The 26242-nt window shown below is 38.8% G+C and carries 28 protein-coding genes; 14 read left to right on the forward strand and 14 right to left on the reverse strand.

Annotated elements, in window-relative coordinates; all coding sequences use genetic code 11:
- The first annotated feature begins 6 nt into the window (after positions 1–6).
- A complete protein-coding gene (gene lon, locus CDOM16188_RS01310) occupies positions 7–2421 on the forward strand; it encodes an endopeptidase La (RefSeq protein ID WP_172197601.1) in 2415 nt (804 codons plus the stop codon).
- Between the two features lie 84 nt (positions 2422–2505).
- Here the strand turns inward: lon and CDOM16188_RS01315 are convergent, their stop codons facing one another.
- From CDOM16188_RS01315 to CDOM16188_RS01355, 9 genes are all read right to left on the reverse strand, one after another.
- The gene (locus CDOM16188_RS01315) at positions 2506–3000 is read right to left on the reverse strand and encodes a hypothetical protein (RefSeq protein WP_172197604.1); all 495 of its coding nucleotides are present in this window, start codon (positions 2998–3000) and stop codon (positions 2506–2508) included.
- 70 nt (positions 3001–3070) lie between these two features.
- The gene (locus CDOM16188_RS01320) at positions 3071–3457 is read right to left on the reverse strand and encodes a hypothetical protein (RefSeq protein WP_172197607.1); all 387 of its coding nucleotides are present in this window, start codon (positions 3455–3457) and stop codon (positions 3071–3073) included.
- A 23-nt stretch (positions 3458–3480) separates the two neighbouring features.
- Positions 3481–4587 (reverse strand): alanine racemase, encoded by a 1107-nt coding sequence (locus tag CDOM16188_RS01325; RefSeq protein WP_172197610.1) that lies wholly within the window; start codon positions 4585–4587, stop codon positions 3481–3483.
- A gap of 125 nt (positions 4588–4712) precedes the next feature.
- Positions 4713–4973, reverse strand: a complete 261-nt coding sequence (rpsR, locus tag CDOM16188_RS01330) for a 30S ribosomal protein S18 (RefSeq protein WP_169942306.1) — start codon at positions 4971–4973, stop codon at positions 4713–4715.
- Positions 4974–4993: 20 nt separating this feature from the next.
- Complete coding sequence (locus CDOM16188_RS01335; RefSeq protein WP_169942308.1) at positions 4994–5560, reverse strand: single-stranded DNA-binding protein; 567 nt, start codon at positions 5558–5560, stop codon at positions 4994–4996.
- Positions 5561–5569: 9 nt separating this feature from the next.
- The gene (gene rpsF / locus CDOM16188_RS01340) at positions 5570–5956 is read right to left on the reverse strand and encodes a 30S ribosomal protein S6 (RefSeq protein WP_169942310.1); all 387 of its coding nucleotides are present in this window, start codon (positions 5954–5956) and stop codon (positions 5570–5572) included.
- 84 nt (positions 5957–6040) lie between these two features.
- Complete coding sequence (gene holA / locus CDOM16188_RS01345) at positions 6041–7027, reverse strand: DNA polymerase III subunit delta (protein WP_172197613.1); 987 nt, start codon at positions 7025–7027, stop codon at positions 6041–6043.
- Positions 7020–8942 carry a ribonuclease R family protein gene (locus CDOM16188_RS01350; RefSeq protein WP_172197616.1) on the reverse strand — a complete coding sequence of 641 codons (1923 nt, stop codon included), beginning with the start codon at positions 8940–8942 and terminating at the stop codon, positions 7020–7022. Before CDOM16188_RS01350 ends, holA begins: the two co-directional genes overlap by 8 nt.
- Positions 8939–9757, reverse strand: coding sequence for an HDOD domain-containing protein (locus CDOM16188_RS01355; protein ID WP_172197619.1), 819 nt, complete (start codon positions 9755–9757; stop codon positions 8939–8941). The genes CDOM16188_RS01350 and CDOM16188_RS01355 overlap by 4 nt, the downstream gene beginning before the upstream one ends.
- 149 nt (positions 9758–9906) lie before the next feature.
- On the opposite strand from CDOM16188_RS01355, the gene ilvC reads away from it, so the two are divergent.
- The 4 genes from ilvC to ruvX are packed head-to-tail and all read left to right on the forward strand — an operon-like array spanning position 9907 to position 13371.
- Positions 9907–10929 (forward strand): ketol-acid reductoisomerase, encoded by a 1023-nt coding sequence (ilvC, locus tag CDOM16188_RS01360; protein WP_172197622.1) that lies wholly within the window; start codon positions 9907–9909, stop codon positions 10927–10929.
- Positions 10930–10931: 2 nt separating this feature from the next.
- Positions 10932–12236: a divergent polysaccharide deacetylase family protein gene (locus tag CDOM16188_RS01365; RefSeq protein ID WP_172197625.1), complete on the forward strand. Its 1305-nt coding sequence runs from the start codon at positions 10932–10934 to the stop codon at positions 12234–12236.
- Entirely contained in the window at positions 12233–12997 is a 765-nt protein-coding gene (dprA, locus tag CDOM16188_RS01370) for a DNA-processing protein DprA (protein WP_172197628.1), read from the forward strand. Before CDOM16188_RS01365 ends, dprA begins: the two co-directional genes overlap by 4 nt.
- Positions 12994–13371: a Holliday junction resolvase RuvX gene (ruvX, locus tag CDOM16188_RS01375; RefSeq protein ID WP_172197631.1), complete on the forward strand. Its 378-nt coding sequence runs from the start codon at positions 12994–12996 to the stop codon at positions 13369–13371. The genes dprA and ruvX overlap by 4 nt, the downstream gene beginning before the upstream one ends.
- A gap of 17 nt (positions 13372–13388) precedes the next feature.
- Here the strand turns inward: ruvX and CDOM16188_RS01380 are convergent, their stop codons facing one another.
- The 5 genes from CDOM16188_RS01380 to hemW form a co-directional block, all read right to left on the reverse strand.
- Entirely contained in the window at positions 13389–14423 is a 1035-nt protein-coding gene (locus tag CDOM16188_RS01380; protein WP_172197634.1) for a hypothetical protein, read from the reverse strand.
- Positions 14420–15442, reverse strand: a complete 1023-nt coding sequence (queA, locus tag CDOM16188_RS01385; RefSeq protein ID WP_172197962.1) for a tRNA preQ1(34) S-adenosylmethionine ribosyltransferase-isomerase QueA — start codon at positions 15440–15442, stop codon at positions 14420–14422. Before queA ends, CDOM16188_RS01380 begins: the two co-directional genes overlap by 4 nt.
- Positions 15432–16223, reverse strand: coding sequence for a twin-arginine translocase subunit TatC (tatC, locus tag CDOM16188_RS01390; RefSeq protein ID WP_172197637.1), 792 nt, complete (start codon positions 16221–16223; stop codon positions 15432–15434). Before tatC ends, queA begins: the two co-directional genes overlap by 11 nt.
- The gene (gene tatB / locus CDOM16188_RS01395; protein WP_172197640.1) at positions 16223–16684 is read right to left on the reverse strand and encodes a Sec-independent protein translocase protein TatB; all 462 of its coding nucleotides are present in this window, start codon (positions 16682–16684) and stop codon (positions 16223–16225) included. Before tatB ends, tatC begins: the two co-directional genes overlap by 1 nt.
- A 65-nt stretch (positions 16685–16749) precedes the next feature.
- The gene (gene hemW / locus CDOM16188_RS01400; protein ID WP_172197643.1) at positions 16750–17802 is read right to left on the reverse strand and encodes a radical SAM family heme chaperone HemW; all 1053 of its coding nucleotides are present in this window, start codon (positions 17800–17802) and stop codon (positions 16750–16752) included.
- Positions 17803–17944: 142 nt separating this feature from the next.
- Here hemW and CDOM16188_RS01405 point away from each other — a divergent pair, with 142 nt between their 5' ends.
- The 9 genes from CDOM16188_RS01405 to cmoA are packed head-to-tail and all read left to right on the forward strand — an operon-like array spanning position 17945 to position 26158.
- On the forward strand, positions 17945–18412 hold the full coding sequence (locus CDOM16188_RS01405) for an RNA pyrophosphohydrolase (RefSeq protein WP_169942334.1): 468 nt from the start codon (positions 17945–17947) through the stop codon (positions 18410–18412).
- On the forward strand, positions 18412–19611 hold the full coding sequence (locus CDOM16188_RS01410; protein ID WP_172197646.1) for an aspartate kinase: 1200 nt from the start codon (positions 18412–18414) through the stop codon (positions 19609–19611). Before CDOM16188_RS01405 ends, CDOM16188_RS01410 begins: the two co-directional genes overlap by 1 nt.
- Complete coding sequence (locus tag CDOM16188_RS01415) at positions 19608–20150, forward strand: HobA family DNA replication regulator (protein WP_169942338.1); 543 nt, start codon at positions 19608–19610, stop codon at positions 20148–20150. Before CDOM16188_RS01410 ends, CDOM16188_RS01415 begins: the two co-directional genes overlap by 4 nt.
- Before the next feature lie 5 nt (positions 20151–20155).
- Positions 20156–20776 carry a DNA polymerase III subunit delta' gene (locus CDOM16188_RS01420; protein WP_172197649.1) on the forward strand — a complete coding sequence of 207 codons (621 nt, stop codon included), beginning with the start codon at positions 20156–20158 and terminating at the stop codon, positions 20774–20776.
- Positions 20773–21921 carry a dihydropteroate synthase gene (gene folP / locus CDOM16188_RS01425; protein ID WP_172197652.1) on the forward strand — a complete coding sequence of 383 codons (1149 nt, stop codon included), beginning with the start codon at positions 20773–20775 and terminating at the stop codon, positions 21919–21921. Before CDOM16188_RS01420 ends, folP begins: the two co-directional genes overlap by 4 nt.
- Positions 21914–23851, forward strand: a complete 1938-nt coding sequence (gene ligA, locus CDOM16188_RS01430) for an NAD-dependent DNA ligase LigA (protein ID WP_172197655.1) — start codon at positions 21914–21916, stop codon at positions 23849–23851. The genes folP and ligA overlap by 8 nt, the downstream gene beginning before the upstream one ends.
- Positions 23852–23881: 30 nt before the next feature.
- Complete coding sequence (locus tag CDOM16188_RS01435) at positions 23882–24607, forward strand: TlyA family RNA methyltransferase (protein ID WP_172197658.1); 726 nt, start codon at positions 23882–23884, stop codon at positions 24605–24607.
- Positions 24573–25457, forward strand: coding sequence for a bifunctional riboflavin kinase/FAD synthetase (locus tag CDOM16188_RS01440; protein WP_169942348.1), 885 nt, complete (start codon positions 24573–24575; stop codon positions 25455–25457). The genes CDOM16188_RS01435 and CDOM16188_RS01440 overlap by 35 nt, the downstream gene beginning before the upstream one ends.
- A complete protein-coding gene (gene cmoA, locus CDOM16188_RS01445) occupies positions 25454–26158 on the forward strand; it encodes a carboxy-S-adenosyl-L-methionine synthase CmoA (protein WP_172128845.1) in 705 nt (234 codons plus the stop codon). Before CDOM16188_RS01440 ends, cmoA begins: the two co-directional genes overlap by 4 nt.
- Positions 26159–26242: the final 84 nt, after the last annotated feature.

The following is a 26242-nucleotide window of genomic DNA, read 5'->3' on the forward strand; positions in this document are numbered from 1 at the left end:
ATAAATTTGCAGATAAACGAATCAAAAACATTTCCCACAGAGCTTCCTATAATCGTTGAAGACGAGCTATTTTTATATCCATTTATGATAACTCCGCTATTTTTAAGCGATGATGAAAATTTATCCGCTTTAAATTTGGCTATCGAAAACCAAAGCCAAATTTTAGTAGCTCCGACAAAGCCTCAAAACGAAGGCGCGCGCGATTTTGAAGGAATTTATGATGCGGGTGTCATTGGGACTATCATGCGCAAGGTTCCTTTGCCTGACGGAAGAGTCAAAATTCTCTTTCAGGGCATGAGTAAAGGCAGGGTTGTCCTTGAGTCAAAAGGCAAGCCTTTAAGAGCCACAGTGGATATCATGCATGAAAAGCGTCCGACAGCCGTAAAAAGCGATGCGCTCGTAACCGTGCTTCGCGAAAAGGTGCGTGATCTAGCTGCGCTTAGCCATTTTTTCCCGCCTGATTTGCTAAAAACTATCGAAGAAAGTGTTGAGGTAAGCAGAGTGTGTGATCTGGTTTTAAGCTCGCTTAGACTTAAAAAGCAAACGGCATATGAGTTTTTTATAGAGGAAAATTTAGAGCAAAAACTTCTTAAACTAATTGACTTTATCATCGAAGAGATAGAGGCTAATAAGCTTCAAAGAGAGATTAAAAGCAAGGTTCATTCGCGTATCGATAAAGTAAATAAAGAGTATTTTCTAAAAGAGCAGCTAAAGCAAATTCAGCAAGAGCTGGGTAGCGATACGACTCGCGAGGAAGAGATCGAAGAGTATCGAAAAAAGCTTGAGAAAAAGAAGAAATTTATGGGCGAAGATGCTTATAAGGAGATCAAAAAGCAGATAGATAAGCTTGGTAGGATGCATCCTGATTCTGCCGATGCGAACACTATACAGAGCTATCTTGACTGGGTTATTGAGGTGCCTTTTGAAAATATAGCCAATAAAAAATCAAGCGTTGCCGAAGTAAGCAAACATCTAAATACCGATCACTACGGACTTGAAAGACCAAAAGCAAGGATTGAAGAGTATTTTGCTCTGCGCGAGCTTTTGGAGCTTAGAGGAGTTGCCGATAAGGTAAATAACGGAGCTATTTTGTGCTTTGCGGGACCTCCGGGAGTGGGTAAAACTAGCCTTGCAAATTCCATCGCAAAAGCGCTTAAAAGAGAGCTGGTGCGCGTAGCACTAGGCGGGCTTGAGGACGTAAATGAGCTTAGGGGGCATAGAAGAACCTATATAGGAGCGATGCCGGGGCGCATAGTGCAAGGTCTCATAGAGGCTAAGCAGATGAATCCTGTCGTGGTGCTTGATGAGATCGATAAAGTCGGCAGAAGCTTTCGTGGCGATCCTACGGCGGTTTTGCTTGAAATTTTAGACCCTGAGCAAAATAATAAATTTAGAGATTATTACTTAAATTTCAATATCGATCTAAGCAAAGTAGTATTTGTAGCCACGGCAAATGATGTGGGGTCGATACCGCCTGCGCTTCGCGACAGGATGGAATTTATCCAACTTAGTTCATATACTCCGCAAGAAAAATTCGAGATAGCTAAAAAATATCTTATTCCTCAAGAGTTGAAAAAGCACGGGCTTAAGCCAAGCGAGGTAAGTTTCGGAAAAGATGTGCTTAAACTTATCATAAGCGACTATACCAGAGAAAGCGGTGTGCGAAATTTGCGAAGAAGGCTTGCGGATATATTTAGAAAAGCCGCTAAAAAACTGCTTATGGACAGTAGTTTAAGTAAGGTAAGTATCACGACTAAGAATTTAAATGAATTTTTGGAAAAAAAGGTCTTTGAAATAGAGCTTGCAGACAAGGTTGATCAGGTAGGGCAGGTGAATGGTCTAGCTTGGACGAGCGTGGGTGGGGATGTGCTGAAGATCGAAGCTATAAGGATACAAGGCAAAGGCGCTATGCAAGTGACGGGCTCTCTTGGAGAAGTGATGAAAGAGAGCGCGTATATCGCATTTAGCCTTGTTAAAGTTCTAATAGATGAGAAAAAGCTAAAAGTACCTGCTAAGATAATTCCAAATTTGGCTGAAGACAAGAAAAAACCGACCGTAAGTGATGTGTATAGAAGATATGATCTGCATATCCACGTTCCCGAAGGGGCAACTCCAAAAGATGGACCGAGTGCGGGTATCACGATGGTAACTGCTATTGCGTCTATACTAACCGATACAAAAGTAAAAAGCGATGTGGCTATGACGGGCGAGATCACGCTAAGCGGCAGGGTGCTGCCTATAGGAGGGCTTAGAGAAAAGCTTATCGCGGCACATAAGGCCGGTATAAAGACTGCAATAATCCCTCGTAAAAACTACGAGCGCGACTTAGACGATGTGCCAAACGACGTAAAAACTGACGTGAAGATCGTTGCTGTTGATACGATAGAAGATGTTTTAAAGGTCGCTTTGGTCTCAAAATAAATTTGAAATTTAATGAAGTCTTGTGGAGTAAAAGCAAGACTTCTTTTTTTGTTGTTAAATTTGCTTAAATTTAATGCTGATTATCTAAATATTTAAATTTTCACAAACTTCCTTTATCTTATCGTCCACTGATCTTATTACGGTCGTATGAATATTTATATCGTGTTTCTCCAAATCTTCTTTATTTTTTACCAGCCAATCCCTAGTTTGGGTGTAATCTTTTAAGTATTCGTTTTTATTCGTTTGGCAAAAACCGTCTATATTTGCGTATCTATTCGTGAGCATTTGCCAGTGTAAAATTTGGCTTACGATGGAGTGCAACCTTGCGTTTTCATAATACTCAGCCGCTTCGTCCTTTTTGGCTTTATCATAGATTTCGGGATATTTTGAGGGGTAAAGCGCTTCATATGTTTTATATATTCGTGCAGTTTTATGAGCCTTTCGTGCTGTTTCACGTCTTGCAATTTCATTTCGGTTTTTATATTTACCCAACTTGCGCCAGTTTTTGTTTTTTATATTAGACCAATTCACAAGTACGTTTTTTGCAAAAAATAACGGACGAGTTATTAAAAGCGGCATATCTAATCTCTTGAAACATCTTGTCTTTGGCTTCATATTTAATCATATTTTCTATAGTTTCCCATGCTTTTTAGTTTATTTTTTTGACTTCGTCCATATCGTACTTTATAAACAGATAAATGCGGTCGGAGGCGATATACATCATCAATCTAAAAACATACCAGTCCGTGTATTTCTCCGCATCATCGTTTGGCAGATTTTCTTTCCACCTTTTTATGAAATAATCCTGCAAAGCAAGTACAGGCTGAACGATAAAGCTTTTTTCGTCCACAAAGGGTAGTTTGGTTAGAAAATTGCCATACACCATCATAAAATTTGCACCTATTAGCCACTCTTTTGCTTTTCTGTATGGCTGATCTTTGTATAGCCACTCGCTTCTTTGGACTATATACATTCCTATGTGTCCTACTATTAAGGCTATTAAAGCTATTTTTAGGACATTTTTAATTTTTGACATTTAATACCTTTTCTTGTTATTCTTTAGTAAATTTTACCCCTGCAGCTTACTTCTATTTTATCCACAACTTGCCAGTCTTCAATCAAATAAGCAAATTCATATAAATTTACGACAGGGCAGATGTGGTTTGGGTAAATTTCAAGCTTATCGCCTATATTAACGCTATCTCTTAAATTTTTATCATAGATTATGGCATGCTCGTCATAGACGGAGTCAATCCACACGTCAGTTCCTTTTATCTTGCCAAGTCCGGGTGTAGCCACAAAACCTATGGTACGTCTTTGCTGGGTTAGACCCTTTGCTCCAACATCGGTTATCACGCGTTTGCTTGTAGGCTTGCTGATGATAGTCGTAAGCACGGTAGCTGCATTCATGCTAAAGTCCCCGTAAGCCACGGCTTGAGATGCGTCCATAAAGATATAAGTTCCAGGCCTTATCTCCGTTACGCCTTTTAGTATCTCAAAATCATTAATCAGCGAAGGCGTAGATCCGATAGTTACTATCTCGGCTGGTAAATTTAGCTCGCTAGCGATAGACGCAAATTCAAGAGTGCGCTTTTGGCTTTTTAGGTGAATCTGCTCACACTCTTTTTTGTCGGTAGCTTTGTATGAGTGACCGTCGTGTGAAAATATGCCTTTGAAATTTATATTTTTGCAAATTTTAAGATGGTTTATAAGTGCTGCAAAATCTTCTTTTTCGATTACTCCTGAGCGATTTTCGCCTACTTCTATTTCTATTAACACATTAGCTTTAACTCTAAATTTTTCAAAAGCACTTTGAACTAAATTTGCTTGCTCGATACTGTCAATCCCAAAGCTTAAATTTATGCCGTCTTTTGTGAGTTTTATGATTCGCTCAAATTTTTCATCTCCTACTATTTCATTTGCTATAAATATATCTTTAAGCCCATTTCTACCCATTGCTTCAGCCTCGCCGACTTTAGCTACAGTTATGCCTTTAGCTCCAAATTTTTCTTGAAGCTTAGCGAAATATGGCATTTTGTGAGTTTTAGTATGAGGACGCAAATTTACTTTGTATTTTTCTGCATACTCTTGCATTTTTTGCAAATTTTGCATTACGATTTTTTTATCTATTATTAAAGCAGGTGTTGGAATTTCATGAAGTCGCATATTATCTCCTTGAATAGAGTAAGGAAATTATACTACGTAAATATTGATAAAGTTTATGAAATTTAAGAAATTAAAAGTGAAATTGAAATATATAAAAAGATAAAAGCCCTAAAAAGGGCTTTGTATTATAGACCCTCGAAAGGATTTGTAACTACGTTGTCGCGATCTACTATGTAAGGTATAAATGCCGCATGTCTCGCTCTTTTAATAGCTTGCTCGACCATCTCTTGGTGCTTTTTGCAGTTGCCTGTAAGACGTCTTGGCATTATTTTAAAACGCTCTGAAAGAGAGTATTTTAAAAGCGTTGTGTCTTTGTAATCTATAAAATCAACTTTTGCTTCGCAATATTTGCAATATTTTCTTGAATATTTTCTTTTCTCTGCCATAATTAAATCCTAATCCTTAATTAAAATGGTATTGTCTCGTCGCTGTCGTATTTGTCAGCATCAACATCTATATCTTGAATTTTATCGTTGTAATCATCTTGCCTTGGTTGCCTATTGTAGCTTTGTTGGTTTTGAGCTCTTGAGGCATTATAGCTGTTTGCGTTTTGGTTATATCCTTGGTTGCCGTAGCTTTGATTGCCATAACCGCTACTTTGTCCGTAATTAGCTTGTTGATTACTGTTTTGATTAAATCCGCCTTGTTGTCCTGAACCGCCTAGCATTTCCATATTTTCAACGCTTACGCTATGTTTGCTTCTGTTTTGACCGTTATTGTCAGTCCATTGATCAAACTTTAAGCGACCCTCAACTAGAAGCTTTGAGCCTTTTGAAAGATATTGGTTTGCTATTTCAGCCTGTTTGCCAAAAAATGTAATATCGATGAAGCAGGTTTCTTCACGTTTTTCGCCATTTGCGGTAAATTTTCTAGTAACTGCTATAGAGCTGTTTCCTATCGCCGCTCCGGCTGTTGTGTATCTAAGCTCGATATCTCTTGTAAGATTTCCTACTAAAACGACTTTATTAAACATTTTTCGTCCTTATGCTTCCTGTGACGGAGTCTCTTCAGCTTTTGGTTTTGGTTCTTTTTTGCTTTGCTTGATACCTTTGCTTAGTCTTTCCCAAGCCGCAACTTCTTTTTTGTTCTCAAATTTCACTGTTAAGAATTTGATGATGTCTTCATTGATTCTTATGATACGCTCAACTTCTGCAATCGCAACTGTAGGAGCTGTGAAATAAGCTACAAAAAATACGCCGCGCTCATGTTTTTTAACCGTATAAGCAAGCTTTCTTGTGCCAAGCGATAGCAAAGACGTAATCTCTGCACCATTTTTTGTAAGGATTTCTTTTATGAAATCAACTTTTGCGCTTACCTCTTCTTCTGTCAAGGTAGGCTTAAATACGAATAAAAGTTCGTAATGCTTCATTAATTCTCCTTGTGGGTATTAAGCTCGCATGCGAGCAAGGGGATGTCCGTTTAAAGACAAGGACTGATTTTATCTTTTTTTTACTTAATATTTGCTGTTTTTATGGATTAAATTTTGCGTAGATATAAGTGAGGATAATAAAAAATGTCTTTTGTCAAGCTTTGCATTGGTCTTTATCTCAAATTCCATTAAATTTAAGGCCATAAAAATTTCTTTATATGTTTTTAAATTTATGCTCAAGCATTGCTTTTTAAGCTCGTTTGCTATGTTTGGAGGCGGTGTGTAACCAAGAGTTTCTTTGATATCGAATTTTCCATTTATCTTTATGAAGCTATGCAGTTTAAACAGCCTAAAAAAGGCTCTATAGAGTGAATTTATAAATAGTATTTCGTTGAAATTTCCATCGTCTGCGCATGAGAAAAAATCCTGCCTGATGTCTTTTAAATTTATAAATTTGTCAAAAAAGTCATCAAAACTTATGCTTGAAAGCGAAAACACCAAATTTCTGACCGTATTTTCATTTATCGGCTCATTTAGGCTTGCAAGCTTGTTTAGTTCGCTTGCGGCTAAATATAAATTTTCGTTGTGAATTCTATAAAGCTCAAAAAGAGCGTTTTTGGTTATATTTAAATTTATCTTACCCGCTTGCCTGCTTAATAGAGTTACGGCTTCATCAGGCGAATTTGGCTTAAAAAATCTAGCGAAATTTACGCCGAAGGCTTTTTGCGTATCAAAAGTTATCTTTGTGTCCGCTTCGTAAAATTCATATATAAAAGCGCCACCGTTTTTGCAAGCTTCGATTAAAATTTTAAGCTCTTTTGAAGGGATTTTTTTGTCACTTTTTATGTGGAGTAAAGCCTCGTCGCCAAAAAGCGAAGGCTCGCAAAGATGTGATTTAGCAAGGTTAAAATCATACTCGTCGTAGTAAAGGCTAAGTAAATTAAGCCCTTCAAATTTGGCTAAAATTTCCTTTGCAAAGAGTTCTATTTGATATTCATCCGCTCCAAAAAGCAGAAATGTGTTTGGAAATTTTGGACTTTGCAGTAGTCCTTCAAGCTCTCTTCTATACATCGATTTTTTTAATTACTCTACCGAAAATTTCACCGCTTGCGATGTCCGCGTCGGTAATTTCTATGATAAGTTTTTGAAGCAGCTCGGCAGAATATGAGTTTAAAAATATTCTTGCGCCTTTTATCGCATCATCAAGCTTTGCGACAAGCATATTTTGATTTTCGCTTACGTAAGCCTTAAACCTCTGTCCGATACGTTCTTTTGCCCATCTGGCAAATTTCCTATCCATGAAATCATATGCCACTTTATCAGCTTCTCGCTCAAATTCGCTTAAATTCGCACAAGTACTTTCGATGTTTAAAAGCAGGTAGTTAAAGAGTTTTTTGTCATCTTTCATTTTCGCTTTAAGCAAGCGGTGCAAAGTAAGATCCGAGTAGCGGCGAATCGGGCTTGTAAAGTGAGTGTAGCGATCAAATCCAAGCCCGAAGTGTCCTAAATTTTGAGCTGAGTATTCGGCCTTTTTTTGAGCTTTTATGATCAGTTTGTCTATCTCTTCGCGGTTGCCCATAGCATCTGCTTGGGCTTGAATTTTGCGTATTAGGTTGGCTAAATCGCTTTCGTATGTGAAGTCAAATCCAAGAGCGGCTAAATCCTGAAGTAAATTTTCTATCTTTCTGATATCCGGCGCTCCGTGATTTCTAAAAACTCCTACGCCGTCTATCAGCCTTGCCGCGGCTTTATTGGCTAAAAGCATGCAGTCTTCAACAAGCCTATGGGAGTTTGAGTCGGTTTCAAAACGGGTTGAAAGAAGCTTACCCTCATCATCAAGGCTCATTCTAAGCTCCTGTGTTCTAAAATCAAATGCGTTTTTAAGCCTTTTTGCACGTAAATTTGACGTTAGCTCAAAAAGCGGCTTTATCCAAGATATCTCGCTTGTCCTTTTGTCTTCTAAAATTTCATCGATTTCGTCGTAATTGAATCTCTTTTTAGAATTTATAATAGCTTCAAAGAGCTCTTCGCCAACGACATCTAAATTTTTATTAAGTTTGATCTTGAAACAAAACGCAAGCCTTGTTACGTTCGGTTTAAGCGAGCAGATGTTTTCACTTAGGCTTCTTGGTAACATAGGTATGGCTATGTGTGGAAAATATATCGAAAATCCACGCGATTTAGCCTCTTTGTCAATTGCCCCGTAACTGCTTACGTATTCGCTTACATCGGCGATTGCGACGTAAATTTCTAAATTTTTCTCATCAAAATATATCGCGTCGTCAAAGTCTTTAGCATCAATGGGATCAATAGTGCAAAACTCAAGCTTGCTTAGATCAACTCTGCTTGGATACATGCTAGCATCAACGCTATCTCCCCAAGATGCAGCTTCAAGTTCGCTCGCTTCGCTAAATTTATCGTTTTTATTATAGATCGCAAGTGAAATTTTCTCATCCGAGAAAGGATCGTTGATATTGCCTATAACTTCGGTAATCTCGTTGTTAAGATTATTTATCTTAAGCAGAGTTCCTATCGGTAGCGCTTTTAGTGATTTTTGAGTCGCTTTTAGTGCTATACTAAGCCCTGTTTTTAAATTTACTCCTAAAATAGCTTGCCCAAAATGTTTGGTATAAACCACACTCGTTTCGTTGGCTAATTTTAAAGCAAGAACGACCTTTGCGCTTTGACGTTTTTTCTTAAGGGGAAGCAGTTTGGCTAAGACGATATCGCCGTAGTGAGAGTTGTTTAAATTTTTATTTTCTATTAATATGTCTTGCTTAAAGCGCTTATCAAATGGTATCAAAAATCCTGTGCCGTTTGAGCTTATGTCAAGCTTGCCACAAACAAAACCGTTATTAAGATAAAATTTGTCGTTATGGGAGGTTATGGCGCCTAAATTCAGGAGATTTCTAAGCGTCTCTTTGTGTTCGCTTGAAATCTCCTTCCCGTTTAATCCATCAAGTAGTTTGGTTAAAAATTCTTTCACAAATTAGCTTTTACTTTAGCCACGGCTTCTAAAAACTTATCGTGGGCAAAGCCGTATTCGTCTAGGAAAGGCAGAGTGTTTTGGATGCTTTCGTCATCAAGCTGATGGAAGATATTTACCGCATTTTTTACTATTCTTAAAGCTACGGAGTAAGGCTTGATATGCTCAGGAGCATCTTCAGGAGAATTTGAATAAAAGATAGAATCAACAAGCTCAGTTTCAAGATTCCACTGTTCAAATATCTTAGCCGTTACAATTTCGTTTGATATGTCTAAAATTTCGTTTTCAAGCTCTGAAAGATCAAAAGGATTTGAAATTTCTTTTAATTTTGCTTTAAAGTCAGCCCCCTTGCCGGTCTCTACTAGCTCGTGAGAAAGGACGGTTTTGCCTACTTCAAGCATAAATGAAGCCGGAGATAAAACGCTTAATGCTCTTGGATTTATCTTAGAGTACCAGTTATACATAAGAGCGTTTTGCATAATTGAGATGTTTAAAAAATCCTGACTTGTGATATCGTATGGTTCAAGATCTATCTTAAAGCTCTTTTTGACCGCACTTGATAGTGCAAAACCTCGAATAGTAGCCATGCCAAATAGCGAAACCGCTCTTGAGATGGTTGTTATCTCGCGACTAAAGCCGTAAAGCGGAGAATTCGCCGAACGCAAGATGTTTGCCGTAAGCATTGGGTCTTTTTCTATTATCTGTGCAAGATCTCCAAGAGAGCTATTTTCATCAGCACAAATCGCCTGAATTTTTATAACCGTATCATCAAGTGGCGGTAGTGCTTTAATATGTTTATATATTGATTGATTCATAATTTCACGCTTTAAAGTTGAATTTGATTTTGGGCATTTTACACTAAATGGCTTTTTAAAAAACTTAAATCGTAAATTTGATTTTGTTTCAGTGACATTTGAGTTGGTTGATTGTATAATCTCGCAAATTTTATCTCAAAGGAGAAAATATGGCGGTAAATATATACTATGATAAAGATTGCGATTTAAGTCTTATTAGAAGTAAGACGGTCGCCGTGATAGGCTTTGGATCCCAAGGGCACGCACACGCTGAAAATTTAAGAGATAGCGGTGTAAAAGTAGTAATAGGTCTTGCAAAGGGCGGAAAAAGCTGGGCTAAAGCGGAGGCCAAAGGCTTTGAGGTAAAAACCGTTAGCGAGGCTTCAAAAATGGCCGATGTGATTATGATTTTAACTCCGGATGAGATGCAAGCTGAAATTTTTTATAACGAGATCAAGCCAAATTTAAGCGAGGGCAATGCGATAGCCTTCGGACATGGATTTAACGTTCATTTTGGACAGATCAAAGCTCCCGAGGGAATCGATGTCATAATGATAGCTCCAAAAGCGCCTGGTCATACCGTAAGAAGCGAATTTGTAAAAGGCGGCGGAATTCCTGATCTGATAGCGGTTGAGCAAAACGCTTCAGGACAAGCAAAAGAGCTTGCTTTAAGTTATGCAAGTGCTATAGGCGGAGGAAGAACTGGCATCATAGAAACTACGTTTAAAGACGAAACCGAAACCGATCTCTTTGGCGAGCAAGCTGTGCTTTGCGGCGGACTTTGCGCATTGGTAAATGCAGGCTTTGAAACGCTGGTTGAGGCGGGCTATGAGCCTGAAATGGCATATTTTGAGTGTCTGCACGAGCTAAAGCTCATCGTTGATCTTATGTATCAAGGCGGAATGGCAGATATGCGCTACTCTATCTCAAATACTGCCGAGTATGGCGATTATGTAAGCGGAACAAGAGTCGTAAACGAAGACAGTAAAAAGGCTATGAAGGAAATTTTAAAAGAGATTCAAAACGGCAAATTTGCAAAAGACTTCATCCTTGAGCGCAAAGCGGGATATGTAAGGATGAATGCCGAGCGCGGAATTGCCGAAAGGAGCTTGCTTAATCAAACCGGCAAGAAGCTAAGAGCTATGATGCCTTGGATAAGCGCAGGTAAAATCGTAGATCAAAGCAAAAATTAAAATTGAGTCCTAAAACAAAGAAAAAAACTACCAAAAAGCGCACCGTAGCTAAAAATACTAAAAGCGTTAAGAAAAAAGAGCAAAAGAGCGCTTTTTGGGGTTATCTTAAAATCATTATCGTATGCCTTATCGTAGGAGCTCTTACCTACGCGGCTTTGTCTTATATTTACTCAAATAAAGATAGTCAAAACACTATAAAAAAAATAGAAAAGTATCTTGATAAACAAAGCGTCAAAAAAGACCCACCGGCAAAAGAGCCTGCCGTCAAATTTGAGCCTAAAACAGAATCAAAAATCGAGCCTAAAATCAGTGTTGAGCCAAAGATAAAACCTAAAACTCAAAACGAAGTAAAGCCCCAGATAAAATCTGAAGCTGTCAAGCAAGAAGATACTTTAAATAAAATAGATAGCAGCACACCGGAGACAAAAATAGCTCCTAAAGAACAGCAAGAATTTTATCCGCCTGAAATTCCAGATGAAAAGCCTGTTAAAAAAGGCTCTATACATATAGAAGTGTTTGATAAAGACGGAGCCAAGAAAGATGAGCGCAGAGTCGGTGAAGTGCCCGAGAAGAAGCAACCTCCTCAAAGGAAGACAAAAGAGCCCGAATCCTCTTTAGATGCCAGTAAAGCTCAGGTGCTAAACGGCACAAAGAAGCAATTTGGCAAACCAAAGCTGGTAATCATAATAGACGATGTTGCTCACAAACATCAAGTAGATGCGATAAAATCGATCAAACTAAAGCTTACTCCGTCGTTTTTCCCTGCTACTAAAGATCATCCCGATACGCCAAAGCTTGCGAAAAAATTCAGCTTTCATATGATTCACTTGCCGCTTCAGGCTAAAAATTTTAAAGGTGAGGAGATAGATACTTTAAGAGTAGATGACGGCTATGAGAAAATTTTAAACCGACTTCAGGCGATTAAGCGCGATTTTCCCAATTTGATATATATAAACAACCATACAGGCAGTAAATTTACGAGCGATTTTGATGCTATGGATAGGCTTATGAGAGCTGTTAAACATGAGAATTTGATATTTATCGATAGTAAAACGATAGCCAATACAAAAGTCGCAGCCGCAGCCAAAAAGCACTCTATGCCCTATATCTCAAGGGATGTGTTTTTAGATCACGAAGACAGCAAGGCTGCTATAACAAAGCAGCTAAAATATGCTGTCGCGCTTGCTAAGAAGCATAGTAGAGCTATAGCTATAGGACATCCTTATAAAAACACTATGGATGTTTTGAAAAACAGCTCCGAGATACTAAAGGATGTAGAGGTTGTTTATCTAAAGGATATTTTGTGAATTTTTTAAGTGAGCTTCCTCCTCAGCTAAATAGACTTAAAAAGCCTCCAAAAAAGCTTTATTATAAGGGAAATTTAGAACTTTTAAAGCTTCCGATGGTATCGATAGTGGGCTCAAGAAGAGCAAGCGTATATACTAAAAACTGCGTTTTAAATTTATCTAAAACTCTCTCAAATTCCGGAATTTGCGTAGTAAGCGGAGCGGCTTTGGGTGTGGATATCAAGGCTCATGAAGGCGCTTTTCCAAATACGATAGCTGTTTTTGGCAACGGACTTAATATAGTCTATCCAAGAGCAAATTTAAAAGCCATAGAGCGAATTTACGGCTCTTGCCTTGCTCTAAGCGAGTATGATTTCTCCACTCCTGCTGCTGCGCATAGGTTTTTGGAGCGAAACCGAATAGTTGTAGCTCTCAGCAAGGCTTTAGTCGTCGCGCAAGCCGATCTTAAAAGCGGCTCCATGCAAAGTGCAAGGATGGCTCAAGAGCTTGGAATTAAAATTTACGTCTTGCCTCAGCGACTTGGCGAAAGTGATGGCACAAACGAGCTTTTGGCTTGCGGCAAAGCCGAGCTTATAAATGATTTTGATGAATTTGCCTCTAAATTTACAACGAATTTGCCTAAAGTAAAAGATGAAATTTTGGATTTTTGCAAAAATGGAGCGAATTTGGATGAGGCGTTGGCTAAATTCGGAGATAAAATTTATGAGTATGAACTATTTGGTAAGCTTGTCATATCAGGACTTAGAGTGAGTTTAGCATGAGCGTAGTTGCTATAGATGTGGGGTTAAAACGCATAGGCGTAGCTCTTGGAGTGTGCGGTGTGGTAATGCCTCAAAAGCCGATTCTAAGAAAAAATCGCAATCAAGCCGCTCGCGACGTGAGTGCCGTTTTATCAGAGCTTAACGCAAAGACTTTAGTCGTAGGAGTGCCTCTTGGCGGAAGTAGTGAAGATGAGATGAGAAGGCGCATAAGCCACTTTGTATCGCTTCTAAAATTTAGCGGCGAGATAGTCTATGTCGATGAAGCCATGAGCAGCTTTGAGGCAAGCGAAATTCATAAAAGTTCCGCAAAAGACGGAAGGCTTGATAGTATAGCCGCGATGATTATTTTAAAGCGCTATTTAAAGATTTTATAAATCCCAAATTTGCTTATTTAATTTTGATTTTTACTGCAACGATATTCGTGAGTGTTGTTTAGTATGCTTATAAGTGCGTCTGAAGTGTATGGTTGCGTTAAATACTCAACATAAATTTTAGGATCTATCTTTATGCAGCGATCATCATTTTGTATGATTACAAGAGGTATGTTTTTTTCGACGAGCGAAGGTTTTATTTCTTCTATATCTACGCTTTTTAGCAGTTTTGCCTGAACAAATATTATATTTGGGCTAAAAATAGTATCTTCCACGTGCCTTTTTATGATATCCCAATCTGACGTAGGTTTAACGTCAATACCCATAAATTCAAGATCATTTTTAAGGATAGAAAAGGCGTAGGGATTGCTCTCGGCGATGAGGGCGGTAAATTTATTATCCATTCTTATCTTTAGTTTTTTAAGTATATCAACTTTGGTTTCCGATAGCTCTAAAGTTATGTCCGTTGAAATTTTGATTGATTCTTGAGTTTCAAAGTCAAATCTTATCTCAGAGTCGTTTTCATAGGCGAGTTTTTTAGCAAATCGATAAAATTCTCTACTTTTTTCGCTCATGCAAATGTGTATATTTTCGACCTTTTTACACTCTTTGGCGAAATTTTTGTTAGCCCAGACCGAGATAGTAAATTTGATCTGATTTTTTTTGTAGCTACTTAGTAGGAATTTAATGATAATAGTTGAATTTGAAAGGTTTAAAAGCATTATTTGAGCTAGTGCGTCCGTAAGCTTTATGATATGCGAAGCGTCGGTTTTAAAAACTCTTGGATAGCTGATATTATAATCAAGCAAAAGATAATTTTTGCTATTTTTGGCATCTTCGTTAAGAGATAAGGTAAGAAAAAACATATAGCTTACAAGATCGGTTTGCTCGTATGGTTTTTTCTTGTAATCTAAAAAATATTTGCTTGTTTTTTTCGCAATCTTTATTCTTTGATCGTTAAATTTAGTATTAAAACTTTTGGAGTACAAGACATACATTATCAAAATAAGCATGTAGATCAAAAACAAAATCACAAAAAGATAGCTGATATTCATATTATAAGCATCCCATCGCCGTAAGAGTAAAATTTATATCTGTTTTCTATGGCGGTTTGATAAATTTGCATAGTCTTATCAAGTCCTATGAAGCTGCTTACGAGCATGATTAGCGTTGATTTTGGCAGGTGAAAATTTGTAAGTAAGTAGTTTTGGCGAATTGGCTTGTTGTTAAGGTTTAAAAACAGCTTGCAAATTCCACTAGGTTGTTTGCTTCTTGCAAACTCCTCAATACACCTTGTAACAGTCGTTCCTATGCCTAAAATCGGTTTGTTTGAGTTGATAATTTCTTGAGTTTGACTTGGAATTTCATAAAATTCTCCGTGCATTTTATGATCGTTTATATTTTCGCTCTCCACGCTTTTAAAGGTTCCCGCGCCTATATGAAGGGTTATGAAGTTTATATCATGGCTTTTTTTAAGCTCTTTTATCATCTCGTCGCTAAAATGAAGGCTTGCTGTAGGAGCTGCGACTGCACCGTGATGCTTTGCAAATATACTTTGATACCAGCTCTCATCGTCTTTGTTATCGACTCTTTTTATATAAGGCGGAAGCGGAACGTGTCCGATCTTTTCAAGCAAACCAAACAGCTCGTTTGTGCTTAAAATTTTATCATCTTGGCTAAATTTGACAACCCTTGTTCCGTCTTCAAAAATTTCAAAAACCGCAGCCTTTAAATTCGCGTCAAATTTTATCTGCGTTCCAGCTTTTACCTTGCCACGTATATAAACGCTAAATTTATCATCATTAAGCGCAGCGTTAAGCAGCACTTCGCTTGCCCCGCCGCTATCCTTGTGTCCTAAAATTCTAGCTTTTATCACTTTAGTATCGTTAAAGACGATATCGCATTGGGGTAAAATTTCATGAAGGTTTTTAAATTTAAGATGATGAATTTTATCTTTTTCTCTCTCGTAAACAAGCAGTTTCGCATCCTCTTTGGGCAGAGTGGGGCGATCTGCTATGAGTTCAGCAGGCAAGTGATAATCATAGCTGCAAAGTGCGTTGATATCAGTCGCCATTGTAGTATATTTCATCATCGTCTTCTTCTACGACATGCTTCTTTTTTGGCTCTTGCTTCTCTTCTTCTTCGATTTTGGCAGGATTTATTTTTTTGGCTATAAATATCGATAGTCCGTAAAGTCCGATGAGCGGAATCGCCATTAGAAACTGGCTGATGATATCAGGAGGAGTCATGATGGCTGAGAAGATAAATATGATAACTATGGCGTATCTGAATGAATTTTTAAGCATCGCATCATCTACAAGCCCAAGTTTGGCTAGGAAAAACGTGATAACAGGAAGCTCAAAAGCTATGCCAAAAGCTATTAAAAGCTTAGTAAAAAACCCTACATACTCGCCGATACTAGGAAGTGCTGTAAATAGCTGTCCGCCGAAATTTATAAGAAAGTTAAATCCGATAGGAATCACTACGTAATAGCAAAACGCAGCCCCCATGAGAAACATAAAAGTAGCCGATATAACAAACGGAATTACGTATTTTTTCTCGTTTTCGTAAAGTCCCGGTGCTACAAACAACCAAAATTGCCAAAAAATAACCGGCAAAGATAGCATAAATCCCGAGAAAAACCCGACTTTCATCGCAGTAAAAAACGGCTCTTGCACCTGAGTAAAGATGATGTTACTTCCTGCGGGAAGTGCGTTTTTAAGCGGAGCGGTCATAAGAGCAAGGATCGGATTCCAAAAGCTAAAACATACTACAAACATCACGATTACGCTCATAACGCTTATAAAAAGCCTCTTTCTAAGCTCTACTAAATGTGGTTTTAACTCTTCAAACATTACACCTCTTTTTTCTCTTCGGATTTTGTGGCGGCTACCGTATCATCGCCTTTTGCTTCGGATTTTTGTTCTGTGCTTGAGTTTAAAATTTTATCTTTTATCATCTCTTTTGGATTTTTTATACTTTCGATATCTTTTTTAATGGAATTTAAATTTTCGCTAAGTCCGCCCGTAACGTCGCTAACTCCTTTTTTGATCTCGTCAAGCTCTTCAAAGGTAAGTTTTTTTCGCACACTTTGGGTTGTTTGAGTAAAACTCTCTTTGTATTTTCTGGCATCCTCTTTGAGTTCTTGAATTTTTATCTCTTGATCGAAATTCGCTTTAGCGTCGTTTATGGTTTTTTTGAATGTTTTAAAAAATTTCGCTATCTCGACCATGGTTTGAGGAAGCTTTTCAGGCCCCAAGAAAAGCACTGCAATAACGGCTATCATGATGATTTCAGGTAGGCTCATACCAAACATTTTTTATCCTGATTTTTTAGTTTAAGTCAGGCATTTTATCAGGTTTTATCTCAAATTTGCATAAATTAACCGATTATAAACAAAGAAATTTCATCGGCCAACAAGAAATTTTTAACCTGATATCGCCCGTTTTTTAAGTTAAGATTTCTTGCCTTGCGTAAAATTTCAGCTTTTTGTAGTTGAAGCGGTGTTAGATCAAGAGCGTCTATACCGACCATGCTTCTTGCTCCAAGAAAAATTCGTTCCGTTTGCAACTCGTCTTTGCTTAAAAATTCGGTCTGTTTGCTAATAGGATTTTTGATATATTCGCTTAAATTTGCACTTCCGTAAAATCTAACATTGTTCATAAACCCAACCGCATAAGCTCCTATAGCAAGATAGTTTTTGCCTTGCCAGTAGCCAAGATTATGTCTGCAAATTTGACCGAAATTTGATATTTCGTATTGTTTTAAACCTATGTTTTCAAGCTCGTTTATTAAGAATTTAGCAAGTCTTGGGCTATCTTTTTGATAGCTTGTCTTTTTATAAAACGGAGTATTTTTTTCAAGCGTTAAAGAATACGCGCTAACATGCGAAATATCTAAATTTTTGATATTTTGAGCTTCCGTTAATAGGCGTTTTTTAGTGTCAAATTTTGTACCGTAAATAAGATCGACATTGATATTTTTAAAGCCTGCGATTTTGGCATTTTGGACGGCTTCATAAACCTGCCTGGAATCGTGGCTGCGACCAAGAAATTTAAGCTTGTCTTCAAAGAAGCTTTGAGCTCCGAAACTCATGCGATTTACGCCAAGTGAGCGCATAAATTTAAGCCATGTTAAATCTGCGGAATTTGGATTGGCTTCGCTGGTTATCTCGCAGTTTGAAGTTAAAAACGGAGCGAATTCTTTAAATAACGGCTCATAAAATTCGGCACTAACTGCACTTGGAGTGCCTCCGCCTATAAAAACGCTTTCGATCTCGCCGTGACCAACATTAAATTTCGTAATTTGCGTGCGCAAATCAACTATCATCGAATGAAAATAATCGCTTATTAGGTTTTGTTTGCCCGTAACTGAGCCAAATGCGCAGTATGGGCATTTGCTTTCACAAAACGGAATGTGTATGTATAAAAGCATAGTCCTCTTTAATCTAAAATTTTCGCAATTGTAACAAATCTCGTTTTAAATTCCTTGCGATAGCTGAAAATGGCGATTTTAAAGCTTCATATAAACTCTTTTAAGTTAAAATCTAACAAAATTTTTATTTTAGGTTTAGTTTATGCAAAAAAGCTACAGATCAAATGTCGCCGCCGTTGTTTTGGCTGCTACATATCCTTTTGATTGTAGGGTTTTTATAGCTCAAAGATGTGATTTGCAAGGTGTTTGGCAATTTCCTCAAGGAGGAATCGACGAGGGGGAAAACCCTAAAGAGGCGCTTTTAAGAGAGCTTAAAGAAGAGATAGGCACAAATGAGGTTGAAATTTTGTGCGAGTATCCGGAGTGGCTTAGTTACGACTTCCCGCCAAATGTCTTAAAAGCCAAGAGATACCCTTATGACGGACAAACTCAAAAATACTTTTTAGTAAAGCTAAAAGCCGGTGCTAAAATAGATATCAAAACCAAAATTCCGGAATTTAATCAGTATAAATTCGTCCATGCCAAAGAGGCTTTAAACGATATAAACCATTTTAAAAAGCCGATTTATAGCAAGGTAATGGGATATTTTAAAGAGAAAGGATTTATCTAATGCTAATCGTTCAAAAATACGGAGGCACGAGTGTAGGAACGCTTGAAAGGATAGAATCGGTCGCCAAAAGAGTGATAGAGACTAAAAAAAGCGGTGCTGATGTCATAGTCGTAGTTTCGGCAATGAGTGGCGTAACAAATCAACTAATCGAATACGCAGAGCACTTCACCAAGCATCCTGACGATATAGCTATGGATATGCTTTTAAGCTCAGGCGAGCGCGTTACCTGCGCACTTCTTACGATAGCTATCAATAATATGGGCTATAAAGCGGTCGGCTTAACGGGCAGGCAAGCTGGCATCATTACCGATGAAGTGCATACTAAAGCACGAATCGAAATGATAGACACAAGCCGCATGAAAGAGGAGATAAAAGAGGGCAAGATAATAGTAGTAGCGGGCTTTCAAGGCATAGATAAAAACGGAAATGTAACCACGCTAGGACGTGGCGGAAGCGATCTAAGCGCAGTTGCCATAGCAGGAGCTTTGGATGCCGATCTGTGTGAAATTTACACTGATGTGGATGGAGTTTATACTACCGATCCTAGGATAGAAAGTAGAGCCAAAAAGCTTGATAAGATAAGCTATGACGAGATGCTTGAGCTTGCAAGCCTTGGAGCTAAGGTGCTTCAAAATCGCTCGGTTGAGCTGGCTAAAAAGTTAAACGTAAATTTAGTTACAAGAAGTAGCTTTAATAACAACGAAGGAACATTAATAACAAAGGAAGAGAATATGGAAGCAGTTTTAGTAAGCGGTATAGCACTTGATAAAAACCAAGCAAGAGTTACTCTAAGAGGTGTCGTGGATAAGCCGGGCATAGCTGCTGAAATTTTCTCGGCTCTTGCTGAAAAAAATATAAATGTCGATATGATAATCCAAAACGTAGGGCAAGACGGCACTACGAATTTAGGCTTTACGGTGCCTCAAAACGAGCTTGAAGTAGCCAAAGAGTGCGTGGATAAATTAGCTGCGGCAAAACACGTAGAATATAGCGAAAATATAGTCAAGGTTTCCGTAGTCGGAGTAGGTATGAAAAGCCATAGTGGCGTAGCTTCGCTTGCTTTTAGAACGCTTGCGGACGAGGGCATAAATATACAAATGATCTCAACAAGTGAGATAAAAATTTCCGTTATTGTCGATCAAAAATACGGAGAACTGGCGGTTCGCGCACTACATCAAGCATATAAGCTGGATAAATGAGCGATTTTATAAAGTGGACGTTGGAAGCGATCAGAGAACAAGGATCGCTAATGAGCTGGATGGAAGAAAGGCGCACGGAATGGACGCCTCTGCTCGCATCCAAGCTTAAATTTTTACTTGAAGGGCGAACTTTTATCATGATAACCGATCATGACAGAAGCTGGTTTGAGAGATATTTTCTTAAAAATATAAACAAGCCTACAAATTCTCGCCCGATATTGCCTTTTATGTCGCTTAGAGCTATCTATCCTTCCTTTGATGCTATTAGCTCAAAAGAGGAAATTTCACTGCTTTTAGACATGCTAAGCCTTGCTTTTCCAAATGGATATGTTCTGTTTTATGTCGGAAAAAGCAACGACAAAAGCGCACAGATAGCCAAAGGCAAGGATGATAGCTACATGTGGCTATTTGACGAGCAGGCGCAAAACAGCTTTTATCTAAGTTCAAGCGACGAGCTTTTGGATATTAAGCTTTTATCGCTTTATAAACTTTTTGATAAAAGCATTGATGCCGCGCTCTTTGCTAAAGTGATGCTTTAGATTTCATGCATAGCAAGATCGTTATCACGAGTGATTTTGAAGCTTTAAAGGAGGAGCTTTTAAGGCTTTATGATCCAAATTTTTTAAGGTTTTTTATAAGTGAAGATTTCTTGCTTGAAAATGCAAAAGAGGTCATAGCCGAGGCCTATATCGCAGAAAATAGCGAGAAACTGCTTGTTGTTATGGCTAAAAATTTTCGCATAGAAGCGCAAAATTCACTCCTTAAAATCATAGAAGAGCCTCCTAGAAATATTAAATTTATAATCGCTTGCGAATCTAAAAACATGCTGCTTCAAACGATTCGCTCACGTCTAATCACTGAAAATAGGCTTATAAAAAAAGAACGTATAAAAAGCGGGTTAAATTTCGCTCGCCTTGAGTTAAAAGAAATTTATCGCTTCATAGATGAACAAATCGAACTTGAAAGAGCCGATAAGCTCGGTAAAAACGAGCTAAAGGAGCTGATTTCCTCAATTGCCCTAGAGGCTAGCGAAGCGGGAGTTAAATTTAGCCAAGATGAGTTAAGCTACTTTTACAAGGCGGTTAAACTTGCCGAGCTAAATACAAAATCACACGCGCTCTTAACGCCGATTTTGCTAATGATATATGAAAAGGGCCGAAGGTGAAAATTTTTAAGATAAATCAAGAGACAAATTTTGATGAAATTTGCAAATTTATAAGCCCCAGCAAAGAAGGCCAGGCGATAATGAAAAAAAAGGCGAATCTAAATTTTTTCCTTTTAAAAGATATCCGCTCGCCTGCTGCAAACATACTAAAACAAGACGCGCTTAGCATAGGAGCCGAGCTTGTCACTCACAAAAATACGATTTTAAACGGCGAGAACTCAACTGCGCTTTTAATCGCAACCGATGCACAGATAAAAGAGCTTGCAAAAAAAGAGGCTGTGCAGGATTTTGGACTTAAAAATTTGGCTAAATTTTTAAAATCAAGCTTTAAAAAACCAATTAAGCCCCAAATAATGGGCGTTGTAAATGTAAATGAAGATAGCTTTAACGAGCAAAGCAGAGTAGATACAAAAAGCGGCATAAAAAAGATAGAAGAGATGATAACAGAAGGTGCTGAGTATATCGATGTGGGCGCGGTTAGCTCGCGTCCGGGCAGCAAATACGTAGGCGCTAAAGTCGAGTTTGAGCGACTTAAGGATATTGTGGCTGAAATTTACCGCCTAAATTTGCATGAAAAGGCGAAATTTAGCCTTGATAGCTTTGATGAATACTGCCTTGAATACGCGTTAAATCACGGCTTTAAGATGATAAATGATATCACGGCAGATACAAATTTAGCTAGCCTTGCCGTTAAGTACGGCGTGCAGTACTGCCTCATGCATATGCAAAACAGTCCTGAAAATATGCAAGAAAGTCCGCATTATGATGATCTACTCGGCGAGATAGATAGCTTTTTTGCGGATAAAATCGCCAAAGTGCGCGAGCTGGGATGCGAAGATATCGTGCTTGATGTCGGTATCGGCTTTGGAAAAACGCCGCAAGATAATTTGCTTTTGATAAAACATTTGGAGCATTTTTTGCACTTTGGCTTGCCTCTTTTGGTCGGTGCAAGCAGAAAGTCCGTCATAAATTTTTATAGTCCAAGCGATGTTAGCAAGCGACTTCCGGGAAGCCTTTATCTACATCAAAAAGCCTTTGAAAACGGTGCAAGCATAATTAGAACACACGATGTAAGCGAACATGTGCAGATGTTTAAGATGGATGAAGCGATGAGAAATTTAAGCCTTTGGAGCCAAAATGGATAAAAAAGAGTATCTAAAAAGCGTTGATCTGCTAAATTTGTGGGCGAAGGCGTATTATGAAGATGACGCTCCGATCGCGACTGATGAGGAGTATGACGAGCTTTATCATAGAGTTCTTGAATTTGAGCGTATGAACCCTGCTGAAATTTCGATGTTTTCGCCGACCAAGCGAGTCGGCGGCGAAGTAAGTGATGGCTTTATAAAGGCTGATCACATCGAGCGCATGTGGAGCATGGAGGATATATTTGACGAGGCTGAGCTGGTAGCTTGGCTAAATCGTGGCGATAAGCTCGGGCAAAAATTTGTTATCCAGCCTAAATTTGACGGAGCTAGTCTTAATCTTCTTTACGAAAATGGCGAGCTAAAACGCGCTATAACTCGCGGTAACGGCATAACGGGCGAAGATGTAACGACAAATGCAAGGGTGATTAAAAATATCCCGACAACTATCGCTTATAGCGGCAAGATCGAAATTCGCGGCGAGGTTGTCATATCAAAGAGTGATTTTGACGAGATAAATTTGGCTCGCATGCAAAGAGGCGAAACTCAGCTTGCAAACCCTAGAAACGCAGCCTCAGGTAGTCTAAGACAGCTTGATAGCAAGATAACGGCGAGCAGGCGGCTTCAGTTTCGCCCGTGGGGGTATGGGGCTCAAAATTTAGGGCTTAAAAACTACTCTGAGATCATGGAGTTTATCTACTCTCTTGGTTTTGAGCGCGAAGAGTTTTTTAAAATTTGCTCCACGCTTCAAGAGATAAAAACCGCTTACAGCGAGCTTTTAAATTTGCGCGAGATAAAGCCATTTATGATGGATGGAATGGTCGTAAGAGTTGATAATGTAGCGTTTTCAAACGAGCTTGGATACACCGAAAAATTTCCAAAATTTATGGTTGCTTATAAATTTCCTGCGATTGAAAAGACGACAAGACTCGTTGATGTGGCACTTCAGGTTGGAAGAAGCGGTGTTGTAACTCCAGTAGGCGTGCTTGATGAGGTAAATATCGACGGCGTTAAGGTTAAATCAGCCACTCTTCATAACTTCGATGAGATTAAGCGCCTTGGCGTTATGAAAGGCGATTTTATAAGCATTATCCGCTCGGGCGACGTGATACCAAAGATAACGGGAGTCTTTAAAGAGCGCAGAAACGGCTCTGAAACGCCGATAGAGCGTCCGCGTAACTGTCCGGTTTGCGGTACTATGCTGCTTGATGAAGGGGTTTTTATAAAGTGTCAAAATTTAGAGTGCAAGGCACGCGTCATAAACTCACTTATTCACTACGCTTCAAAGCGATGTCTAAATATCGACGGGCTTGGCGAAGCTATCGTAAATCAGCTTTTTGAAGCGGGTTTTGTAAATAAAATAGCCGATATATACAGGCTTGGTGCAAATGAATTATCAAGTCTTGAGGGCTTTAAGGATAAGAAAATTTCAAATTTGCTAAATGCTATTGATATCGCTCGCACTCCAAATCTGCATAGCTTCATAACCGGTCTTGGAATAGAACATATCGGAGAGGTTGCGGCTAAGAAGATAGCAAGGCAGTTTGGCGACAAGTGGCTAGAGCTTAGCTATGAGGAGCTTATGAGTATTGATGGCTTTGGAGATGCTATGGCTGAGAGCTATGTGGAGTTTATGCAGGTAAATAGATCAAATTTAACAGAACTTTTAAGCTTTGTAACTCCGAAATTTGAGAAATTTGAAGTTAAGCAAAGCGATATAAGCGGTAAAACATTTGTGATAACAGGCACGCTTAGTAAGGGCAGAGATGAATTTAAGGCTATTTTGGAAGCTCACGGCGCTAAGGTTTCAGGCTCGGTTTCCAAAAAGACAGATTTTGTTTTAGCAGGAAGCGAGGCAGGAAGTAAGCTCGATAAGGCGCTTGAGCTTGGCGTTAGGGTTATAAGCGAAGAAGAGCTTATGGGGATGCTTTGAGGTTAAATTTAGCTGGTTTTAGGGGTTGTGATGAGGTTTGATCTGTTTGCGGCGCAAAAGCTAAATATCAGCAGAAATAAAGCTAGTGAGCTTATAAAATCGGGCAAAATTTTATTAAATAACAAGACTCAAACCAAGCCAAATTCGCAAGTTAACAACGAGGATAGTATAAATTTGCTTGAAGAGGTTTACGTCGGACGAGGTGCACTTAAGCTAAAGAGCTTTTTAGAGCATTATAAGCTTGATTTAAAGGGCAAAACCGCTCTTGATATCGGTAGTAGTACGGGCGGATTCGTACAAATTTTGCTTAAAGAGGGCGCAAGTAGAGTAACCGCGCTTGACGTGGGCAATAGCCAGCTTGATGAGAGCTTAAAAAACGATAGCAGAGTTGAGGTGAAAGAAGATACCGACATAAGAGAGTTTGCCCGCGAGGCAAAATTTGAAGATGAAAATATGAAATTTGACGTAGTAACCTGCGATGTGAGCTTCATCTCGGTAGTACAAATTTTGCCCGATATTTTAAAAGTCGCCAAAAAGGATATAATAATACTCTTTAAGCCCCAGTTTGAGGTGGGGCGTGAAGCTAAGCGCAATAAAAAAGGAGTCGTAACCGATGCCAAGGCTTTATCGCGAGCAAGAGCGAAATTTGAGCTTGCGGCTGCAAATTTGGGCTTGGTATTACGGGAGTGTCGGCAGTGCGAAGTAAGAGGAAAGGAAGGAAATGCCGAATTTTTCTACGCTTTTAACAAAGGATAATATCACCGCCGTTGCTATCGGGCATTTTGACGGGGTGCATCGCGGGCACAGGGAGCTTTTAAATCGCTTAGGCGAATTTGGCGGGCTTGTCGTCATAGATAAAAACAAGGCAAACATCACTCCAAAGCTTAAGCGCGCCGAATACTCGAGATATCCGTGTTTTTTGTATGATTTTAATGCTATAAAAGGGCTTAGCGGAGATGAATTTATAGCTCTTTTGAAAAGAGATTTTAAAAATTTAAAAAAGATAGTCGTGGGATTTGATTTTAGATTTGGTCGAAACAGGGCGTGGGATAAGTATGATTTGAGGCGAATTTTTGACGGTGAGGTTGATATCGTAGAGGAAGTTTGCTTTGAGGGTATGGGCGTGCATAGCTCTGCGATTCGAGAGTTTATAAAGCAGGGGCAAATTTACGAGGCAAATCTTTTGATAGGGCGCGAATACTCAATCGAAGGCGATGTAATCAAAGGTCAAGGAATAGGGCAAAAAGAGCTTGTACCGACTCTAAATTTGGACGTGAAAAACTATCTTTTGCCTATCGAGGGCGTTTATGCGACGCGCACAAGAATCGGCTATAAGACTTACGGTTCGGTAACTTTTATCGGAAATCGCTTAAGCACGGACGGCAAATTTAGCGTAGAAACTCACGTCATAAACGAAAATATATCAAACGCAAGCCACGTGGCGGTATGCTTTATAAAGCGACTTCGCGGAAATATGAAATTTGCCGATTTAAGCAGTTTAAAAGCGCAGATTAAATTCGATATAAGCGAGGCTTCTAAATTCGTAGGAACCTGTGATCTGTATATAGACGACAAGATGATAAGAGGGGGTGTGGCGCAAAGATGAGGGATGAAATTTTTAAAGAGCCGATAAAAAAGCAGTTTGAATTTGACGCTGCGGTCGCTAGCGTGTTTGACGATATGATAAACCGCTCGGTTCCGCACTATGATATAGCCCAAAGCCTCATTGTCGAATTTCTTGTAAAAACCTTAAAAAAAGAAGCTTTCGTGCTTGATCTTGGCTGCTCTACGGCTTCTACTTTGCTAAGGCTTTATGAGGCGAGAAGTGATCTAAATTTGCGCGGTATAGATAACGCAGCCGCCATGCTTGAAAATGCAAACGCCAAGATAAGAGCTTATGGCGCAAATATAACTCTTGAGCTTGCCGATATATTAGAGTGTGATTTAGGTGTGCAAGATGCGGTGCTGATGAACTATACTTTGCAGTTTATCCGCCCTATAAAAAGACAGGAATTTGTAGGCAAAATTTATGAGAGCCTAAATGAAAACGGAATTTTCGTCTTTAGCGAAAAGATGATATTTGAAGATAAGACATTAAGTAAAAATATCATCGAAATTTACGAAAACTACAAGCTAAATCAAGGATATTCTAAATTCGAAATCGCTCAAAAGCGAGAAGCTCTTGAAAACGTGCTGATACCATACACTGAATCCGAAAACAGAGAGCTTGCTTTAAATGCGGGATTTAAGAGTGTGGAGTGCTTGTTTAGGTGGGCAAATTTCGCCACATTTATAGCATTTAAGTAGTATAAAATTTTCAAACGAATTTTAGTAATTAGCAAGTAAAATACCCCTCAAGAGTTGCGGTGCAACTATATTTATACAAGGCAT

It is taken from the genome of Campylobacter sp. RM16188 (genome assembly GCF_012978795.1).
Taxonomy (GTDB): domain Bacteria; phylum Campylobacterota; class Campylobacteria; order Campylobacterales; family Campylobacteraceae; genus Campylobacter_A; species Campylobacter_A canis.

Bases quoted from the DNA above. Each gene is read 5' to 3' on its own strand.
- ilvC (WP_172197622.1), top strand. From the start codon at position 9,907: ATGGCGGTAAATATATACTATGATAAAGATTGCGATTTAAGTCTTATT.
- queA (WP_172197962.1), bottom strand. From the start codon at position 15,442: ATGGCGACTGATATCAACGCACTTTGCAGCTATGATTATCACTTGCCT.
- ruvX (WP_172197631.1), top strand. From the start codon at position 12,994: ATGAGCGTAGTTGCTATAGATGTGGGGTTAAAACGCATAGGCGTAGCT.
- CDOM16188_RS01435 (WP_172197658.1), top strand. From the start codon at position 23,882: ATGAGGTTTGATCTGTTTGCGGCGCAAAAGCTAAATATCAGCAGAAAT.
- CDOM16188_RS01410 (WP_172197646.1), top strand. From the start codon at position 18,412: ATGCTAATCGTTCAAAAATACGGAGGCACGAGTGTAGGAACGCTTGAA.
- cmoA (WP_172128845.1), top strand. From the start codon at position 25,454: ATGAGGGATGAAATTTTTAAAGAGCCGATAAAAAAGCAGTTTGAATTT.
- CDOM16188_RS01440 (WP_169942348.1), top strand. From the start codon at position 24,573: ATGCCGAATTTTTCTACGCTTTTAACAAAGGATAATATCACCGCCGTT.
- hemW (WP_172197643.1), bottom strand. From the start codon at position 17,802: ATGCTTTTATACATACACATTCCGTTTTGTGAAAGCAAATGCCCATAC.
- rpsF (WP_169942310.1), bottom strand. From the start codon at position 5,956: ATGAAGCATTACGAACTTTTATTCGTATTTAAGCCTACCTTGACAGAA.
- CDOM16188_RS01415 (WP_169942338.1), top strand. From the start codon at position 19,608: ATGAGCGATTTTATAAAGTGGACGTTGGAAGCGATCAGAGAACAAGGA.
- ligA (WP_172197655.1), top strand. From the start codon at position 21,914: ATGGATAAAAAAGAGTATCTAAAAAGCGTTGATCTGCTAAATTTGTGG.
- CDOM16188_RS01405 (WP_169942334.1), top strand. From the start codon at position 17,945: ATGCAAAAAAGCTACAGATCAAATGTCGCCGCCGTTGTTTTGGCTGCT.
- CDOM16188_RS01380 (WP_172197634.1), bottom strand. From the start codon at position 14,423: ATGAATATCAGCTATCTTTTTGTGATTTTGTTTTTGATCTACATGCTT.
- CDOM16188_RS01420 (WP_172197649.1), top strand. From the start codon at position 20,156: ATGCATAGCAAGATCGTTATCACGAGTGATTTTGAAGCTTTAAAGGAG.
- CDOM16188_RS01315 (WP_172197604.1), bottom strand. From the start codon at position 3,000: ATGCCGCTTTTAATAACTCGTCCGTTATTTTTTGCAAAAAACGTACTT.
- rpsR (WP_169942306.1), bottom strand. From the start codon at position 4,973: ATGGCAGAGAAAAGAAAATATTCAAGAAAATATTGCAAATATTGCGAA.
- CDOM16188_RS01320 (WP_172197607.1), bottom strand. From the start codon at position 3,457: ATGTCAAAAATTAAAAATGTCCTAAAAATAGCTTTAATAGCCTTAATA.
- holA (WP_172197613.1), bottom strand. From the start codon at position 7,027: ATGTATAGAAGAGAGCTTGAAGGACTACTGCAAAGTCCAAAATTTCCA.
- CDOM16188_RS01335 (WP_169942308.1), bottom strand. From the start codon at position 5,560: ATGTTTAATAAAGTCGTTTTAGTAGGAAATCTTACAAGAGATATCGAG.
- CDOM16188_RS01325 (WP_172197610.1), bottom strand. From the start codon at position 4,587: ATGCGACTTCATGAAATTCCAACACCTGCTTTAATAATAGATAAAAAA.
- tatC (WP_172197637.1), bottom strand. From the start codon at position 16,223: ATGTTTGAAGAGTTAAAACCACATTTAGTAGAGCTTAGAAAGAGGCTT.
- tatB (WP_172197640.1), bottom strand. From the start codon at position 16,684: ATGTTTGGTATGAGCCTACCTGAAATCATCATGATAGCCGTTATTGCA.
- CDOM16188_RS01355 (WP_172197619.1), bottom strand. From the start codon at position 9,757: ATGAATCAATCAATATATAAACATATTAAAGCACTACCGCCACTTGAT.